15 protein-coding genes are annotated in these 15,124 nt (G+C 54.1%); 7 read left to right on the plus strand and 8 right to left on the minus strand.

The features are described from left to right. Nucleotides 1-173 precede the first annotated feature (173 nt). Entirely contained in the window at nucleotides 174-1,298 is a 1,125-nt protein-coding gene (gene zapE, locus JZ655_RS18590; RefSeq protein ID WP_046885762.1) for a cell division protein ZapE, read from the minus strand. Nucleotides 1,299-1,488: 190 nt separating this feature from the next. Here zapE and zapG point away from each other — a divergent pair, with 190 nt between their 5' ends. The 3 genes from zapG (at nucleotide 1,489) to degS (ending at nucleotide 4,580) form a co-directional block, all read left to right on the plus strand. After that, on the plus strand, nucleotides 1,489-1,887 hold the full coding sequence (gene zapG / locus JZ655_RS18595) for a Z-ring associated protein ZapG (RefSeq protein WP_040073845.1): 399 nt from the start codon (nucleotides 1,489-1,491) through the stop codon (nucleotides 1,885-1,887). Nucleotides 1,888-2,057: 170 nt separating this feature from the next. After that, nucleotides 2,058-3,422 (plus strand): serine endoprotease DegQ, encoded by a 1,365-nt coding sequence (gene degQ / locus JZ655_RS18600; RefSeq protein ID WP_207292480.1) that lies wholly within the window; start codon nucleotides 2,058-2,060, stop codon nucleotides 3,420-3,422. Between the two features lie 87 nt (nucleotides 3,423-3,509). Next, nucleotides 3,510-4,580 (plus strand): outer membrane-stress sensor serine endopeptidase DegS, encoded by a 1,071-nt coding sequence (gene degS, locus JZ655_RS18605; protein WP_046885859.1) that lies wholly within the window; start codon nucleotides 3,510-3,512, stop codon nucleotides 4,578-4,580. A 53-nt stretch (nucleotides 4,581-4,633) separates the two neighbouring features. On the opposite strand, the gene mdh is transcribed toward degS, so the two are convergent. Further along, complete coding sequence (mdh, locus tag JZ655_RS18610; RefSeq protein ID WP_207292481.1) at nucleotides 4,634-5,572, minus strand: malate dehydrogenase; 939 nt, start codon at nucleotides 5,570-5,572, stop codon at nucleotides 4,634-4,636. A 404-nt stretch (nucleotides 5,573-5,976) separates the two neighbouring features. Between mdh and argR the strand changes: the two genes are divergently transcribed. From argR to yhcN (JZ655_RS18625), 3 genes are all read left to right on the plus strand, one after another. Next, nucleotides 5,977-6,447, plus strand: a complete 471-nt coding sequence (gene argR / locus JZ655_RS18615) for a transcriptional regulator ArgR (RefSeq protein WP_046885760.1) — start codon at nucleotides 5,977-5,979, stop codon at nucleotides 6,445-6,447. A 378-nt stretch (nucleotides 6,448-6,825) separates the two neighbouring features. Then, nucleotides 6,826-7,089, plus strand: a complete 264-nt coding sequence (yhcN, locus tag JZ655_RS18620; RefSeq protein WP_040073841.1) for a peroxide/acid stress response protein YhcN — start codon at nucleotides 6,826-6,828, stop codon at nucleotides 7,087-7,089. 103 nt (nucleotides 7,090-7,192) lie between these two features. Then, nucleotides 7,193-7,459, plus strand: a complete 267-nt coding sequence (yhcN, locus tag JZ655_RS18625; RefSeq protein ID WP_207292482.1) for a peroxide/acid stress response protein YhcN — start codon at nucleotides 7,193-7,195, stop codon at nucleotides 7,457-7,459. Nucleotides 7,460-7,515: 56 nt separating this feature from the next. On the opposite strand, the gene JZ655_RS18630 is transcribed toward yhcN (JZ655_RS18625), so the two are convergent. From JZ655_RS18630 to aaeX, 5 genes are all read right to left on the minus strand, one after another. Next, nucleotides 7,516-7,788, minus strand: a complete 273-nt coding sequence (locus tag JZ655_RS18630) for a barstar family protein (RefSeq protein WP_207292483.1) — start codon at nucleotides 7,786-7,788, stop codon at nucleotides 7,516-7,518. Between the two features lie 44 nt (nucleotides 7,789-7,832). After that, a complete protein-coding gene (locus JZ655_RS18635) occupies nucleotides 7,833-9,287 on the minus strand; it encodes an NAD-dependent succinate-semialdehyde dehydrogenase (RefSeq protein ID WP_207292484.1) in 1,455 nt (484 codons plus the stop codon). Nucleotides 9,288-9,377: 90 nt separating this feature from the next. After that, a complete protein-coding gene (aaeB, locus tag JZ655_RS18640) occupies nucleotides 9,378-11,345 on the minus strand; it encodes a p-hydroxybenzoic acid efflux pump subunit AaeB (protein WP_207292485.1) in 1,968 nt (655 codons plus the stop codon). 5 nt (nucleotides 11,346-11,350) lie between these two features. Further along, complete coding sequence (gene aaeA / locus JZ655_RS18645; RefSeq protein WP_207292486.1) at nucleotides 11,351-12,283, minus strand: p-hydroxybenzoic acid efflux pump subunit AaeA; 933 nt, start codon at nucleotides 12,281-12,283, stop codon at nucleotides 11,351-11,353. Nucleotides 12,284-12,290: 7 nt separating this feature from the next. Beyond that, nucleotides 12,291-12,494 carry a p-hydroxybenzoic acid efflux pump operon protein AaeX gene (gene aaeX, locus JZ655_RS18650; RefSeq protein ID WP_040073835.1) on the minus strand — a complete coding sequence of 68 codons (204 nt, stop codon included), beginning with the start codon at nucleotides 12,492-12,494 and terminating at the stop codon, nucleotides 12,291-12,293. Between the two features lie 179 nt (nucleotides 12,495-12,673). Here aaeX and aaeR point away from each other — a divergent pair, with 179 nt between their 5' ends. Beyond that, entirely contained in the window at nucleotides 12,674-13,600 is a 927-nt protein-coding gene (gene aaeR / locus JZ655_RS18655; protein ID WP_040073834.1) for an HTH-type transcriptional activator AaeR, read from the plus strand. 38 nt (nucleotides 13,601-13,638) lie between these two features. Here aaeR and tldD read toward each other — a convergent pair whose 3' ends face one another. After that, nucleotides 13,639-15,084, minus strand: coding sequence for a metalloprotease TldD (gene tldD, locus JZ655_RS18660; RefSeq protein ID WP_046885756.1), 1,446 nt, complete (start codon nucleotides 15,082-15,084; stop codon nucleotides 13,639-13,641). Between the last annotated feature and the right edge of the window lie 40 nt (nucleotides 15,085-15,124).

Below are 15,124 nucleotides of genomic sequence, written 5' to 3' on the forward strand. Positions count from 1 at the left end.
AAATGCCGACACATAGAAAGTTTTGGGAAAAAAACCTTCTTGTAACGTGGGGTCGCAAGATTATAGAGAAGTCGAGGTCAAAGATCGACCCCTAAATGTGATTTGACGAGGGTTTTTCAGCGGTGCGAAAAGCACCGCCCACTGCCCGACTTTTCCGGAACGAAAAGAGCCATTCAGGGCATATGCTCGCGTTTCAGGTACTCTTCGCTCTGCATCTCCTGCAAACGCGACAGACAGCGCTGGAACTCAAACTTTAACCGCTCGCCCTGATAGACTTCATAGAGCGGCACCGCGGCGCTTACCACCAGCTTAACGTGACGCTCGTAAAACTCATCAACCAGCGCAATAAAGCGACGAGCCTCACTCTCCATCAGCATGGTCATCACCGGCACATCAAAGAGCATGACGGTATGAAACAGGCGCGACAGTGCAATGTAATCATGCTGGCTACGGGCATCGACGCACAGCGTCGCGAAGGAGACGGCCAGCGTCTGGTTGGCCATGCCCAGCGTTGGCAACGGGCGGTGGTTAATCTCAAGTTCAGTGGCGTTTTCGCGCTTCGCCCCAGCCAGTGCCAGCCAGAGTTTATCCATCTGCTGGCGGGTATCATCATTGAGGGGGGACAACCAGAGATGTGCCTGCGTCAGCGTGCGCAGCCGATAGTCAACGCCCGCATCCACGTTCATGATGTCACAATGCTGTTTAATTGCATCGATGGCGGGTAAGAAACGCGCCCGCTGTAAACCGTTGCGATAGAGTTCATCCGGCGGGATGTTCGAGGTTGCCACCAGGGTGATGCCCCGGGCAAAAAGCGCTTTCATTAGCCCGCCCAGCAGCATGGCGTCGGTAATATCGGAAACAAAGAATTCATCAAAACAGAGCACATCGGTTTCGGCTTTGAAACGTTCGGCGACAATATCCAGCGGATCGCTCTGCCCCTGAAGCGCGGTGAGCTCTTCATGCACGCGCAGCATGAAGCGGTGAAAGTGCAAACGCTGTTTACGCGTGCCCGGCAGGCTCTGATAAAAGAGGTCCATTAGCCAGGTTTTACCGCGCCCTACGCCACCCCACATATATAAGCCACGCACAGGTGTGATCGCCTGCGGCTCTTTTTTTCCTAACAGACGACCAAAGGCGGCTTTCAGTCCACCTGCGGGTGCGGCCTCGGTGGGACGGGATGTCAGCGCCTGAAAGATTTTTTCCAGACGATTTACCGCATCGCGTTGAACATCGTCCGGCTGATGCGAGCCCTCCTGCAGGGCCTGCTGATAACGCATTGTCGGGGAGAGGCTTTGCATAATCTCGTTGTTATTCCTTCAATTAAGACGCGCCAACCTGCGCTGTTGACGAAAAAAAGGCCGTTCTACACTACGCGATGATACCGCGGGATTCCACTTCTACGGAAATAGCGGTTATAGTGGCATAATCAGGCACAGGCATGGAGCCGAGCCAATACCCTACGGAACCACAAGACAACGGGAGAAGTTCATGACCTGGGAATATGCGCTAATTGGTTTAGTCGTCGGCATCGTTATCGGCGCCGTGGCCATGCGTTTTGGTAATCGCAAATTGCGTCAACAACAGGCTTTGCAGTACGAACTGGAAAAGAACAAAGCTGAACTGGAAGAGTATCGTGAAGAGCTGGTTAGCCACTTTGCGCGTAGCGCAGAGCTGCTGGACAACATGGCGGACGATTACCGTCAGCTCTATCAGCATATGGCAAAAAGCTCCAGCAGCCTGCTGCCGGAAATGACCGCAGAAACGAATCCATTCCGCAACCGCCTGGCTGAATCCGAAGCCAGTAACGATCAAGCTCCGGTACAGATGCCGCGCGATTATTCTGACGGTGCATCTGGTCTGCTGCGCGGTGGCGTAAAACGCGACTAACCGCACAGCGCAAATATATTTCACGGGCGCAGCCTTTGCGCCCGTCCTTTCTTCATTACCCCAGCTATTATTTAGTCAAACACCTCATTGTTCAGCGTTTTAAAATTCAATAACATCAGACTGTTTTTGGGCCGATATTCCTTTACCCCAGGTTGCGAGAGCCAGCGTCAATGAACAAAAAAAATCAGCTGTTAAGCGCGTTAGCATTGTGTGTCGGATTCGCTCTTCCGGCATCTTTCCCTGTTTATGCAGCCATGCCTTCACAGGTACCTGGCCAGGCGCCCCTTCCGACGCTCGCCCCAATGCTGGAGAAAGTGTTGCCGGCGGTGGTGAGCGTGAAGGTGGAAGGCACGGCGCAACAAAGCCAGCGCATTCCTGAAGAGCTGAAAAAATATTTCGGCGAAGAGGGGGCCGATCAGGCGCAACCTTTTGAGGGGCTGGGATCCGGTGTGGTCATCGATGCCGCTAAAGGCTATGTACTGACCAATAACCACGTCATCAGCGAGGCTGACAAAATCAGCGTCCAGATGAACGATGGTCGTGAATTCGAGGCCAAACTGATTGGCGGGGATGATCAAAGCGACATCGCCCTGTTACAGCTCCAGAATGCCACTAACCTGACGCAAATCGCGGTTGCCGACTCTGACAAGCTGCGCGTAGGAGATTTTGCCGTTGCGGTCGGTAACCCATTTGGCCTTGGGCAGACTGCGACGTCGGGCATCATCTCTGCGCTGGGGCGCAGCGGCCTGAATCTCGAAGGGCTGGAAAACTTTATTCAGACCGATGCTTCCATCAACCGCGGAAACTCGGGCGGCGCATTGTTGAACCTGAACGGTGAGCTTATTGGTATCAATACCGCTATTCTCGCGCCGGGTGGCGGCAGCGTCGGCATCGGCTTTGCCATTCCGAGCAATATGGCCCGAACGCTGGCCCAACAGCTTATTGACTTTGGTGAAGTGAAACGTGGCCTGCTGGGCATTAAAGGGATGGAGATGAGCGCGGATATCGCCAAAGCGTTCAATCTGAACGTCCAGCGCGGTGCGTTTGTGAGTGAAGTCTTACCGAACTCTGGCTCAGCGAAAGCGGGCATTAAGTCGGGTGATGTCATTGTTAGCCTTAACGACAAGCCGCTGAGCAGTTTTGCGGAGCTGCGTTCACGCATCGCCACCACCGAGCCTGGCACCAAAGTGAAGCTGGGGCTGCTGCGGGAGGGCAAACCAATGACCGTAGAGGTAACGCTTGATAAAAGCACCTCCTCCTCTGCCAGCGCCGAGATGATTGCACCTGCGCTGCAGGGGGCGACCCTGAGCGATGGCCAACTGAAAGATGGTACCAAAGGGATCACGCTTGAGAGCGTAGAGAAGAGCAGCCCGGCGGCACAAGCGGGTCTGCATGAAGATGACGTGATCATTGCGGTCAACCGCACGCGCGTACAGTCTATTGCCGAAATGCGCAAAGTGCTGGAGAACAAACCGGCGGTGATCGCCCTGCAGATCGTGCGGGGTAACGATACGCTCTATATTCTTCTGCGATAAGCATTTCTGCTCCGGGCATCACGGCATGTGATGTCCGGAAAAGTCATGTTATGCTGCAGCAGTTTTCACTTTAACGACGCCCGCATCATGTTTCTGAAGATCATTCGTTCGGTCGCCATTGGCCTGGCTGTTGGTGGCCTGTTACTGGTCGCCATGCCCTCTTTGCGCCAGTTTAATAAGCTGGCTGCGCCGCAGTTTGACAGCGCAGATGAAACACCTGCCAGCTACAACCAGGCGGTACGCCGCGCCGCGCCTGCGGTGGTGAATGTCTATAACCGCGGTCTGAACAGTACCAGCCATAATCAACTAGAGATCCGTACCCTGGGCTCCGGGGTGATCATGGATGAACGCGGCTATATCATTACCAATAAGCACGTTATCAACGACGCCGATCAGATTATTGTCGCCTTGCAGGATGGGCGCGTGTTCGAAGCGCTGTTAGTCGGTTCAGACAGCCTGACCGACCTTGCGGTACTGAAAATCACGGCCACCGGCGGCCTGCCGGTGATCCCCATCAACCGCAAACGTAGCCCGCATATTGGCGATGTGGTGCTGGCCATCGGTAACCCTTATAACCTTGGGCAGACCATTACTCAGGGCATTATTAGCGCCACCGGCCGAATTGGCCTGAACCCCTCGGGCCGTCAAAACTTCCTGCAAACGGATGCTTCCATTAACCACGGTAACTCCGGCGGGGCGCTGGTCAACTCCCTGGGGGAGCTGATAGGCATCAATACGCTCTCCTTCGATAAGAGCAACGATGGTGAAACGCCGGAAGGGCTGGGATTTGCGATTCCCTTCCAGTTAGCAACCAAAATCATGGATAAGCTGATTCGCGATGGCCGGGTGATCCGCGGCTATATCGGTATTGGCGGGCGTGAAATCGCGCCACTGCACGCACAGGGCGGCGGCGGTATCGATCAGATTCAGGGAATTGTAGTCAACGAGGTCTCTCCGGGCGGGCCGGCGGCTGCAGCGGGTCTGCAGGTTAACGACGTTATTGTCTCGGTGAATGGCAAACCGGCGATTTCCGCGCTGGAAACTATGGATCAGGTGGCCGAAATCAGGCCTGGCTCCATCATCCCTGTCGAAGTGATGCGCGAAGATAAAAAGCTCACGCTGCAGGTGACCATTCAGGAATATCCCGCCACCAACTGACAGCAATAAAAAAACCGGAGCCTGGGCTCCGGTTTTTGTTCACTGGGAGGAGATTACTTGTTTACAAACTCTTCGCCCAGTTTGATATCGCCTTTCAGCGTATCCAGCATGCCTGCCATCGCTTGTTGTTCAAACGCGCTCAGCGTGCCGATAGATTGACGTTCTTCGATACCGTTTTTACCCAGCAGCAGTGGCTGCGAGAAGAAGCGGGCGTGTTCGCCATCACCTTCAACGTAAGCACATTCTACAACGCCTTTCTCACCCTGCAGGGCGCGAACCAGGGACAGGCCGAAGCGCGCTGCTGCCTGGCCCATAGAGAGCGTCGCAGAACCGCCACCCGCCTTCGCTTCCACCACTTCGGTGCCCGCGTTCTGGATACGTTTGGTCAGGTCAGCCACTTCCTGCTCAGAGAAAGTCACGCCTGGGATCTGGGAAAGCAGCGGCAGAATAGTCACGCCAGAGTGGCCACCGATAACCGGCACTTCCAGCTCGGTTGGCTGCTTGCCTTTCAATTCCGCCACAAAGGTGTTGGAGCGGATGATGTCCAGCGTGGTTACGCCAAACAGTTTGTTTTTGTCATACACGCCCGCTTTTTTCAGCACTTCTGCAGCAATCGCCACAGTGGTGTTGACCGGGTTAGTGATGATACCGATGCACGCTTTCGGGCAGGTTTCAGCGATCTGCTGAACCAGGTTCTTCACGATGCCCGCATTAACGTTAAACAGGTCGGAACGATCCATACCCGGTTTACGCGCGACGCCTGCAGAGATGAGAACCACGTCCGCACCTTGCAGCGCAGGACGCACATCTTCACCGGAGAAGCCTTTGATTTTAACAGCCGTTGGGATGTGGCTCAGGTCAACCGCCACACCTGGGGTAACCGGGGCAATATCGTACAGGGAGAGTTCTGAGCCTGAAGGCAGCTGGGTTTTCAGTAGTAGGGCAAGCGCCTGGCCGATACCGCCAGCAGCGCCGAGGACTGCGACTTTCATCCTAAACTCCTTATTATGGTGAGCTAAATATCTGTTGCTCCGTCGCGGCGACCTTAATTCAGCAGATAAATAATTACAATCGTCGTTGCTGCAGAATCAGGGGTCACTCACTTTTCGCTGCGGCCTGAAGGCTATCAGGTGCCTGGCGAGAACTAAGCAACGAATCAAGAGGGGGTTACAATACACCTCTGCGCGCCACCAAAACAACATCAATTTGATAACATTTAATTTACTTTTAAGGTTATTTATAAGGCGTGACGCAGGCATGTTCCTGGATAACAAAATTTGATAAAATCCCGCTCTTTCATAACATTATTTCAGCCTAAGTTTGGGCAGATAGTTTGCATAAAAATTCATCTATGTGCATAATAATGTTGTTTCTACCGCCATATTTCGGGTGACTTATGCGAACCTCTTCAAAACAAGAAGAATTAGTGAAGGCGTTTAAAGCGCTACTTAAAGAAGAAAAATTCAGTTCCCAGGGTGAAATCGTCCAGGCCTTGCAGGAAGAGGGCTTCGATAACATCAATCAGTCGAAAGTCTCGCGCATGTTAACGAAGTTTGGCGCGGTGCGGACTCGCAATGCCAAAATGGAGATGGTTTATTGCCTGCCAGCCGAGCTTGGCGTTCCGACCACCTCCAGCCCGCTGAAAAATCTGGTACTGGATATCGATTATAACGACGCGGTTGTCGTCATTCACACAAGCCCGGGGGCTGCACAGCTTATCGCGCGCCTGCTGGACTCGCTGGGTAAAGCAGAAGGCATTCTTGGCACTATTGCCGGGGATGACACTATCTTCACCACCCCGGCCAATGGTTTCTCGGTCAAAGACCTTTATGAAGCCATCCTGGTGCTGTTCGAACAAGAACTCTGATCCCCCTTCCCTGCTGCTCCTGGCAGCGGGGAACCTACTGCCACAAACGCCCTTCTCCCTACATTCTGTTGCTTATTGCTTTCACATTTAGTGCGATTTCCTGCCATTTGACATTCATGTGGTGAATGATAAACCGTAAAATCGCACAAAAAATCAAAGTACCCTATCCCAATGATTTTTAAAGCTATACACCACCAATGTGACGAATAAGTGACCATTTTAATTCATTTTAGTTATAAAAAACGCCGTGCTTAATACGTAATTTCAGGGGAAACAATTAGCATGGTATTAATTTTTCCCGTTATTAGTGTATACTTGATTTTGTGATGAGGGTCACGAAATGAAAGGCCCTATAAAAAATACGACGAGGAAAAAATCATGAAAATCAAAACAACTGTAGCAGCGCTTAGCGTCCTGTCCGTTCTCTCTTTCGGTGCCTTTGCGGCTGATTCCATCAACGCTGAACAGGCACAGTCTCGCCAGGCTATCGGCACTGTTTCTGTTGGTGCAATTGGTACGTCACCGATGGATATGCGTCAGATGTTGAACAAAAAAGCGGAAGAACAGGGTGCCTCTTCTTACCGTGTGATCGAAGCGCGCAGTGGTGACCACTGGCACGCAACCGCAGAGCTGTATAAATAAGTTCTGGTAATAAGCACTGATAATTCACTCAACGGCGTCAGATATAAAAAAAGCGGTTTAATCCTTCATGCCGTTGAGCAAAACAACTTCTGGAGTAATGACTATGAAAATGAAATCTCTCATCGCCACACTGGGTTTAGCCTCTGTTATTTCCTTTGGTGCCAGCGCGGCTGTGCAACAAGTGAATGCCGATCAGGCACAAAACCTGCAATCTTTGGGTAGCGTATCCGTATCACAGGTTTCTGGCTCGCCAATGGATATTCGCCACAAACTGGCGGCAAAAGCTGAAAAAGCAGGTGCCGGCAGCTATCGCGTCACTGAACTCACTCAGGGCGATCACTGGCACGCCACCGCAGAACTGTATAAATAAACCCTCGTCGTACTCAGCGTACGACTTGCCCCTGCCTGTCAGGGGCTTTTTTATGTCTACGGCCGGACATTGAACCGAATTTGTCCTTCCAGCTCCTCTTCTGCCTCATCAAACAGCAAAATCAACGCCCCAAAACGCCTGCGTAGCTTCTCGGGGAGATGAATGAACTCAATCTCCAGCGGTACAGGGAGCGGATGAGTCGTTACCACATCCCACAAGGAATCCAGGTTGGCGACCTTCCCTTTTTCAATGCCGAACACCCGCGAGAACTCGCGATAAAAGTCTTCCTGACTGTCGATTTCATCAAAATCAAACGTGTAGATATTCATTGTCCGCCACCCCGTAAAGGTGGGCGGCATAGCCGCCCCGACGATTATAATCCCCCGATATGCAGGGTTTTGACTTCAAGAAACTCTTCCAGCCCCAGTACCGAGCCCTCACGACCCAGCCCTGACTCCTTCACCCCACCAAATGGTCCAAGCTCAGTTGAGACCGCGCACTCGTTAATACCGATCATGCCGCTTTCAATGGCCTGAGACACCCGGAATACGCGCGACAGATTCTGGGTGTAAAAGTAGGCAGCCAGACCAAACGGCGTGTTATTGGCTCGCTGGATCACCTCATCTTCTGTAGTAAAGCGGAAGCATGCTGCCACCGGCCCGAAGGTCTCTTCGCTGGCCAGCTTCATACCTTCATGACAATCTCCCAGCACCGTAGGCTGCCAGAAATTGCCGCCCAGGCTGTGCGGTTTACCGCCTGCCAGCACGGTTGCCCCTTTTGCGACTGCGTCTTCCACATGCTCGCGTACCTTTTCCACGGCAGAGGATTCAATAAGCGGCCCGACTACGATGCCCTCCTCCAGTCCATTACCCACTTTCAGCGCATTGACCGCCTCAGCAAGCTTGTTAACAAACTCGTCGTACACCGATTCCTGAATATAGAAACGGTTAACACTCACGCAGACCTGGCCTGCGTTACGGAATTTGTTAGCGATGGCTCCTTTTACGGCAGCGTCAATATCGGCATCGTCGAAGACGATGTACGGCGCGTTCCCCCCCAACTCCATGGAGACTTTTTTCATGGTCTCTGCGGCGTTGCGCACCAGGGTTTTTCCAACCTCAGTAGAGCCGGTGAAGGAGATTTTTCGCACTTCATGGCTGGCCATAATGGCGTCGCTTATCTCATGCGTATTGCCCGCAACGGCATTCAGCACACCATCCGGCACGCCCGCTTTTTTCGCCAGCGTCAACAGTGCAAAGGCACTAAGGGGAGTGTTGTTCGCCGGTTTGATCACCCCCGTACAGCCGGCAGCCAGCGCCGGACCGAGCTTGCGGGTCAGCATGGCCATGGGGAAGTTCCACGGCGTGATGGCTGCCACCACGCCAACGGGTTCGCGAGTAGCAAGGATCCGGGAGCCGGGTTTAATGGGTGGGATAATTTCACCGTTTGCACGCTTGGCCTGCTCGGCAAACCACTGGATAAAGCTCGCCGCGTATTCTACCTCGCCTTCGGCCTCTTTCAGGGGTTTGCCCTGTTCCATGGTCATCAACTGACCAAGCCAGCTTTTGTTTTCGATGATGAGTTCATACCAGCGATAAAGTATCGTTGAGCGCTCTTTAGCGGTTTTCGCCCGCCATGCAGGAAACGCCTTACTGGCCGCAGCGATAGCCTCTTCGGTCTCTTTGGTGCCCGCTTTCGCCACTTTGGCGATCACCTCGCCGGTAGCCGGATTGAGCACATCGAAGGTGGTGTCGAGCGTTTTCCAGACGCCATCAACCAGATACCCGGTTTGAAAAAGCGCACTGTCCTGGAGAGTCTGCGTTGTCATGGTGTCCTCCCTTTCTGGATTTAAAAACTTGCCAGACTAAGTATAGCCACAAAAAAACCGACGCTTTGGGCGTCGGTTTTTGCGGGAGGATTAGCTGTCGGTAAGGGCATTTTGATACCGATGCAGCATGCTGACCAGCCGGTTTACCGGCTCGGTCACCTGCGGCGGCGCTTCCCAGATACGCAGTTTTTCCTGATAGACATCCAGCTCTTCCAGGAGTTGGCCAAAGTAGCGTCGGCGTTTGTCGTCGCTGGAGGCCGCAATCACGTGATCCGCAGTGCGACGCAGTTGGCGGTGAAACGCAGAGAGATCGTCATTCACCGGTACCGGCGCATTACGCAGTCGCTGATGGGCAATGATTAACGTCAGCGCCAGACGGAACTTGGCGATATCTCCCGGGAACTTCGTCAGCAGTAAAAAGAGCTGCTGATAGAGCGCAGGCAGATGGTTCTCTTTACGCCGGGCAGTGTTGGTGGTCATCGCCGAGACGGCGGCCGAAACAAATTGATTCAGCAAAACGCGCCCGGTGCGGGCCTGCGAGTTATCGCGCACCAGCAGAATCACCATCATCGCCAGGAAACAGCCCACAATCTGCCCCAGCGCACTATCCAGAAACTGGCTGAAGTGGAAGGTCATGGGGTTATCCAGCACGATGATGTTAATGGTACTGGCCAGCGCCCCCAGCGATCCCAGTCGACGCTTTTGCACCTCGATACCAATAAAGAAGGCCATCACTGCCAGACTGAGGCAGAGCAGGAACATGCTTTGTTGAGTCGAGGGGATCACCACCAGGAAATAGAATGCCCCCAGCGGCAGCGCCGCAATGGTGCCATACAGGAAATCCAGCGCCACCATGCGTGGATTGGGAAGTCGCATTGCCAGCGAAGTCACCACCGCAATCATTACCATCGCCCCGCTGCCGGAGGTCCAGCCGGTCCAGAGCCAGAACAAAGTACCGAGCATACAGGCAAGCGTTGTACGCCAGAAGTTGACCATGGCGTGGTGGCGTTCTGCCGATTCGGCTTTTACGACCACTTCGCCTGCCAGCACCTCTTCTTCCGTGGCGCTGATTTTGGTGTTACCGATGACGCCCCGCTTAAGAAGCAAATAGCGTGTCGCCGCGCCTACCCAGCTATAGATGGTGATGGGCGTATCACGTTCGCCAGTCCAGGCGATGACCCGACGCATGCGTTTTAACTGTCGGTGCACATCCTGCACAGTCTCTACCGGCTCTTCAAACAGTTCGCGGAAGGTGTCGGTGATGACTTCCGGGCGGCTATTTTGAATAAGATAGGTTTCGCAAGCCTGGGTGATCAGCGTTAAGGAGACGGTATTAAGCGCTTTCAGGCGTCGGTTAGCTCGCGACCAGCGAGAAGATTCCATATTGAGGTTGCTGCGCATCCCCTCCAGCGCGGTGGTACGGCGCACCAGCGCCGCCCAGGCATTATCCACCGCTTCGCTGTCGCCATGTTTGATACAGAGCTGCATCAGCTGATACTGAGCAACGATCAGCGCATCCAGCTCCCGGTCGACTTCCTGTTTGATGGATCGCGGCGAGAAGAGCAGATCCGCGACGATCGCACAGACAATACCAAGCACAATTTCACTACAGCGCTCAACCGCAAACTGCGGCGTGAGCAACGGCTCGGTCTGAATAGTGATAACAATGATTAGCGCCGTATAGCCAGAAAGCCCCCAGGCGTAGGAGTTTTCCACACGGATCAATGAGGAGACCCAGGTACAAAAACCGGCCCAGATGCAGCACACCATAATCATTAGCAGCGGGGTGCGGATCATCAGAATGATGATGGTCAGCGCGGCGATACAGCCAATGAAGGTACCGACAATACGTAACATCCCGCGATAGCGGATAGCGCCTGAATAGGGTTCGCCCCCGGCCGCGAACGCCGGGCCGGCCGCGACGATTGCCGCCGTCAATACCGCCCAGCGCGGGGTCTCCAGATTGAAGTGAAAGCCAACAAACAGCGCCAGCACAATGGCGCAGGCCAACTTAATGGCGAAGCGTAAATGCTGGTTGGCGATGGAGAAGATGCCCATAGTGATTAACCGAACTCACGCAGGCGATGCGCCATTTTACGGAACCATGAATCCTGGCTGGCATCACGATCTTTCTCGCCGGTGATCACCACCGTTGCCGTCGTGCCTGCCGGCCACAGGTTGCCTTGCTCTTCATCCAGACGGATACGTACCGGTACACGCTGGGCCAGACGCACCCACTCCAGATTAGAGTCAACGGTGGCCATCCCTTTGCTGTCACGGGTTGCGCTGGCGTTTGTCACGCCTGCCGCCACGCTATCTACCGTACCTTTCAGTACGCGGTTGCTGCCCAGAGGCGTAATCTCTGCCCGATAACCCGGGCGTACCCCATCCAGCTTGGTCTCTTCCATATAGGCCAGCACGTAGAAAGAGCGTTGCTTAACCAGCGCCACTGCGGTCGAGCCGCGGGTAATAAATTCGCCGGTATAAACGTTCAGGTTCGTCACCCAGCCATCGGCCGGGGCGCGAATCACGGTGCGTTCCAGATCCAGTTTCGCCAGATCGCGGGTCGCTTCAGCTTTTGCCTGCTGATGCAGGACGGTTTGCAGCACGTTGTTAGATTGGTCAATCTCTTCACGGGACATGGCCTGCACGCCTAACTTGTTACGGCGTCCGGCTTCACGACGTTTCTCCGCGGCCAGCGCTTTGTAGTAGGCAACATCTGCTTCAGCCTCTTCCAGCGCTTTCTGATAACGTGGCTGATCGATGGTAAACAGCACCTGGTCTTTCTTCACCAGCTGGTTGTCTTTAATATTCACTGAGGTAATCAGCCCTGCGACGTCAGGCGCAATCGCCACGATATCGGCGCTAAAACGCGCATCGCGCGTCCAGGGTGACTCGGTGTAGTAGACCCATGCACGGAAAATCGCGATGAACGCCAGTACGACCAGCGCCAGGGTGATAGCGGTACGAGAGATTTTTCTTGTTAGTGTTTTCACATCTACCTCAAACAAACAAACGCGATATCAGATAAAACAGGCAGCAGTACAGCGCGGTATTGAACAATGCAGGGTGCCAGACGAAATCATAAATGCCGGTCGGCGTCAGCACCTTACGCACCAGCCAAAAAATCGCCAGTGATAAAAGCAGTTCAAAAAATATCGGTGGGAACGACAAACCGAACACCACGATAACGGGAAACAGACTCATGTTGACCTTGGTTAGAGAGCGAGCAGGCGAAAGATTTATTGAGCTGCGCCACCGCATTAAGGTCAAGAAAAGCCGGGCGAGAGTGGCGTAGCTGCCGGGTTATTAATAGTATATTAGCGTAACTGTTATGCTGTTATCTATAATATGTGATCTAAATCACTTTTAAGCCAGAGTGAATAATGGAACGTTTAAAACGCATGTCCGTTTTTGCCAAAGTCGTTGAACTGGGCTCATTTACTTCCGCTGCCCGGCAACTACAGATGAGCGTCTCGTCGATCAGTCAGACCGTCTCTAAACTGGAAGATGACCTTCAGGTAAAACTTCTTAACCGCAGTACCCGCAGTATCGGCCTGACCGAAGCCGGTAAAATTTACTATCAGGGCTGCCGCCGTATGCTGCATGAAGCGCAGGAGGTGCACGAGCAACTCTACGCCTTTAATAACACCCCCATTGGTACCCTGCGTATCGGTTGCTCTTCCACTATGGCACAAAATGTCCTCGCCGGTATGACGGCAGAGATGTTGAAAGAGTACCCAGGCCTGTCAGTTGATCTGGTGACCGGCATTCCGGCACCGGACCTGATTGCCGACGGCCTGGACGTGGTGATCCGCGTAGGCGCGCTCCAGGATTCCAGCCTCTTCTCCCGGCGACTGGGTAGCATGCCGATGGTGGTTTGTGCCGCCAAAAAGTACCTTGTGCAGGCCGGGATACCGGATAAACCTGCCGATCTCAGTAACCACTCCTGGCTTGAGTACAGCGTGCGTCCGGACAACGCGTTTGAACTGGTGGCGCCAGAGGGGTTATCGACAAAGTTGATCCCGCAGGGACGGTTTGTGACCAACGATCCCATGACCTTAACGCGCTGGCTGGTGGCCGGCGCCGGGATCGCTTATGTACCGCTAATGTGGGTGATCAATGAGATCAACAGCGGCGAGCTGGAGATCCTCTTCCCGCGCTATCAATCCGATCCCCGTCCGGTCTATGCGCTTTATACTGAAAAGGATAAATTGCCGCTGAAGGTACAGGTCTGTATTAACTATCTGACAGATTACTTTGTGGACGTGGCGGAGCTGTATCGGGCAATGCGGGAAAAAAGGAAGGAGTAGCAGGCTCCTCTTCCCGCAGGAAGAGGAGCAGAGTTGGATCAGGCCGTGCCGCCCACCGTCAGGTTATCTACTTTCAGCGTCGGCTGGCCTACGCCAACCGGCAAGCTTTGCCCCTCTTTGCCGCACACGCCCACGCCGTTATCCAGCTTGAGATCGTTGCCGACCATAGAGATTTGCTGCATCGCTTCAATACCCGAACCAATCAGCGTCGCCCCTTTTACCGCTTTGGTGACTTTGCCTTTCTCAATCAGATAGGCTTCTGAAGTTGAGAAGACAAATTTACCGGAGGTGATGTCCACCTGGCCACCGCCAAAGTTCGGGGCATAGATACCGTAATCGACCGACTCGATGATCTCTTGCGGCGTGGATTTTCCACCCAGCATGTAGGTGTTCGTCATACGCGGCATCGGCAGATGGGCATAAGACTCACGACGACCGTTACCGGTAGGTGCCACGCCCATCAGACGCGCGTTGAGTTTGTCCTGCATGTAGCCTTTCAGCACACCATTTTCAATCAAGACGTTGTACTGGCCCGGCGTCCCTTCGTCATCGATTGAGATAGATCCACGGCGATCGGCCATGGTGCCATCATCGACAACGGTACAAAGTTCAGATGCCACCAGCTGACCCATCTGGCCGCTGAAGACTGAAGTACCGCGACGGTTGAAGTCACCTTCCAGACCGTGACCGACCGCTTCGTGCAGCAGCACGCCCGGCCAGCCAGCACCCAACACGACCGGCAGAGTGCCCGCGGGTGCTGCAACGGCGGAGAGGTTTACCAGCGCCATGCGCACAGCCTCTTTCGCCCACGCGTCGGCACGCACTTCGCCATCCGCATCGGCAAGGAACCACTCATAACCGAAACGACCGCCGCCGCCGCTTGAGCCGCGCTCTCGTTTCCCATCCTCTTCAACCTGTACGCTGACCGACAGACGCACCAGCGGACGAACATCGGCAGCCAGGGTGCCATCGGTGGCGGCCACCAGGATCAATTCATAAACACCGCTCAGGCTGGCGCTCACTTCCTGTACGCGCTTATCCGCCGCACGGGCGACTTTGTCTACGCGACGCAGGATGTCCAGTTTCTCTTCGCGGCTCATGCTCTGCAGCGGATCGATGCTGGTATAAAGCGCCGTATGCGACACTTCGCCAAGGGTTTTTGCTTGTCCGTTGCCCGTCTCACGCACGATAGTACGAGCGGCCTGTGCGCTCTGAGTCAGCGACGCCAGGCTAATCTGGTCAGCATAGGCAAAACCGGTTTTCTCACCGCTGACCGCGCGGACTCCCACACCCTGATCGATGTTCCAGGAACCATCTTTGATGATGCTGTCTTCTAACACCCAGGACTCGTGATAGCTCGACTGGAAATAGAGATCGCCGTAGTCGAGACGGCGTTCGGTCAGTTGACCAAGAATAGAGAACAGATCCTGATGATTCAGGCCGTTCGCTGCCAGCAAATGTTCACTTACCAGGTTCAGACTCATCGTTTTGCTACTCGTTGTTCGTTGCCGCCCACGAGGCGGT

The sequence above is a fragment of the Leclercia pneumoniae genome, assembly GCF_017348915.1.
GTDB lineage: Bacteria > Pseudomonadota > Gammaproteobacteria > Enterobacterales > Enterobacteriaceae > Enterobacter > Enterobacter pneumoniae.

What these genes read in the sequence shown, in the direction of transcription:
- zapE (WP_046885762.1), bottom strand. Translation starts at nt 1,298, where the DNA reads ATGCAAAGCCTCTCCCCGACAATGCGTTATCAGCAGGCCCTGCAGGAG.
- zapG (WP_040073845.1), top strand. Translation starts at nt 1,489, where the DNA reads ATGACCTGGGAATATGCGCTAATTGGTTTAGTCGTCGGCATCGTTATC.
- degQ (WP_207292480.1), top strand. Translation starts at nt 2,058, where the DNA reads ATGAACAAAAAAAATCAGCTGTTAAGCGCGTTAGCATTGTGTGTCGGA.
- degS (WP_046885859.1), top strand. Translation starts at nt 3,510, where the DNA reads ATGTTTCTGAAGATCATTCGTTCGGTCGCCATTGGCCTGGCTGTTGGT.
- mdh (WP_207292481.1), bottom strand. Translation starts at nt 5,572, where the DNA reads ATGAAAGTCGCAGTCCTCGGCGCTGCTGGCGGTATCGGCCAGGCGCTT.
- argR (WP_046885760.1), top strand. Translation starts at nt 5,977, where the DNA reads ATGCGAACCTCTTCAAAACAAGAAGAATTAGTGAAGGCGTTTAAAGCG.
- yhcN (WP_040073841.1), top strand. Translation starts at nt 6,826, where the DNA reads ATGAAAATCAAAACAACTGTAGCAGCGCTTAGCGTCCTGTCCGTTCTC.
- yhcN (WP_207292482.1), top strand. Translation starts at nt 7,193, where the DNA reads ATGAAAATGAAATCTCTCATCGCCACACTGGGTTTAGCCTCTGTTATT.
- JZ655_RS18630 (WP_207292483.1), bottom strand. Translation starts at nt 7,788, where the DNA reads ATGAATATCTACACGTTTGATTTTGATGAAATCGACAGTCAGGAAGAC.
- JZ655_RS18635 (WP_207292484.1), bottom strand. Translation starts at nt 9,287, where the DNA reads ATGACAACGCAGACTCTCCAGGACAGTGCGCTTTTTCAAACCGGGTAT.
- aaeB (WP_207292485.1), bottom strand. Translation starts at nt 11,345, where the DNA reads ATGGGCATCTTCTCCATCGCCAACCAGCATTTACGCTTCGCCATTAAG.
- aaeX (WP_040073835.1), bottom strand. Translation starts at nt 12,494, where the DNA reads ATGAGTCTGTTTCCCGTTATCGTGGTGTTCGGTTTGTCGTTCCCACCG.
- aaeR (WP_040073834.1), top strand. Translation starts at nt 12,674, where the DNA reads ATGGAACGTTTAAAACGCATGTCCGTTTTTGCCAAAGTCGTTGAACTG.
- tldD (WP_046885756.1), bottom strand. Translation starts at nt 15,084, where the DNA reads ATGAGTCTGAACCTGGTAAGTGAACATTTGCTGGCAGCGAACGGCCTG.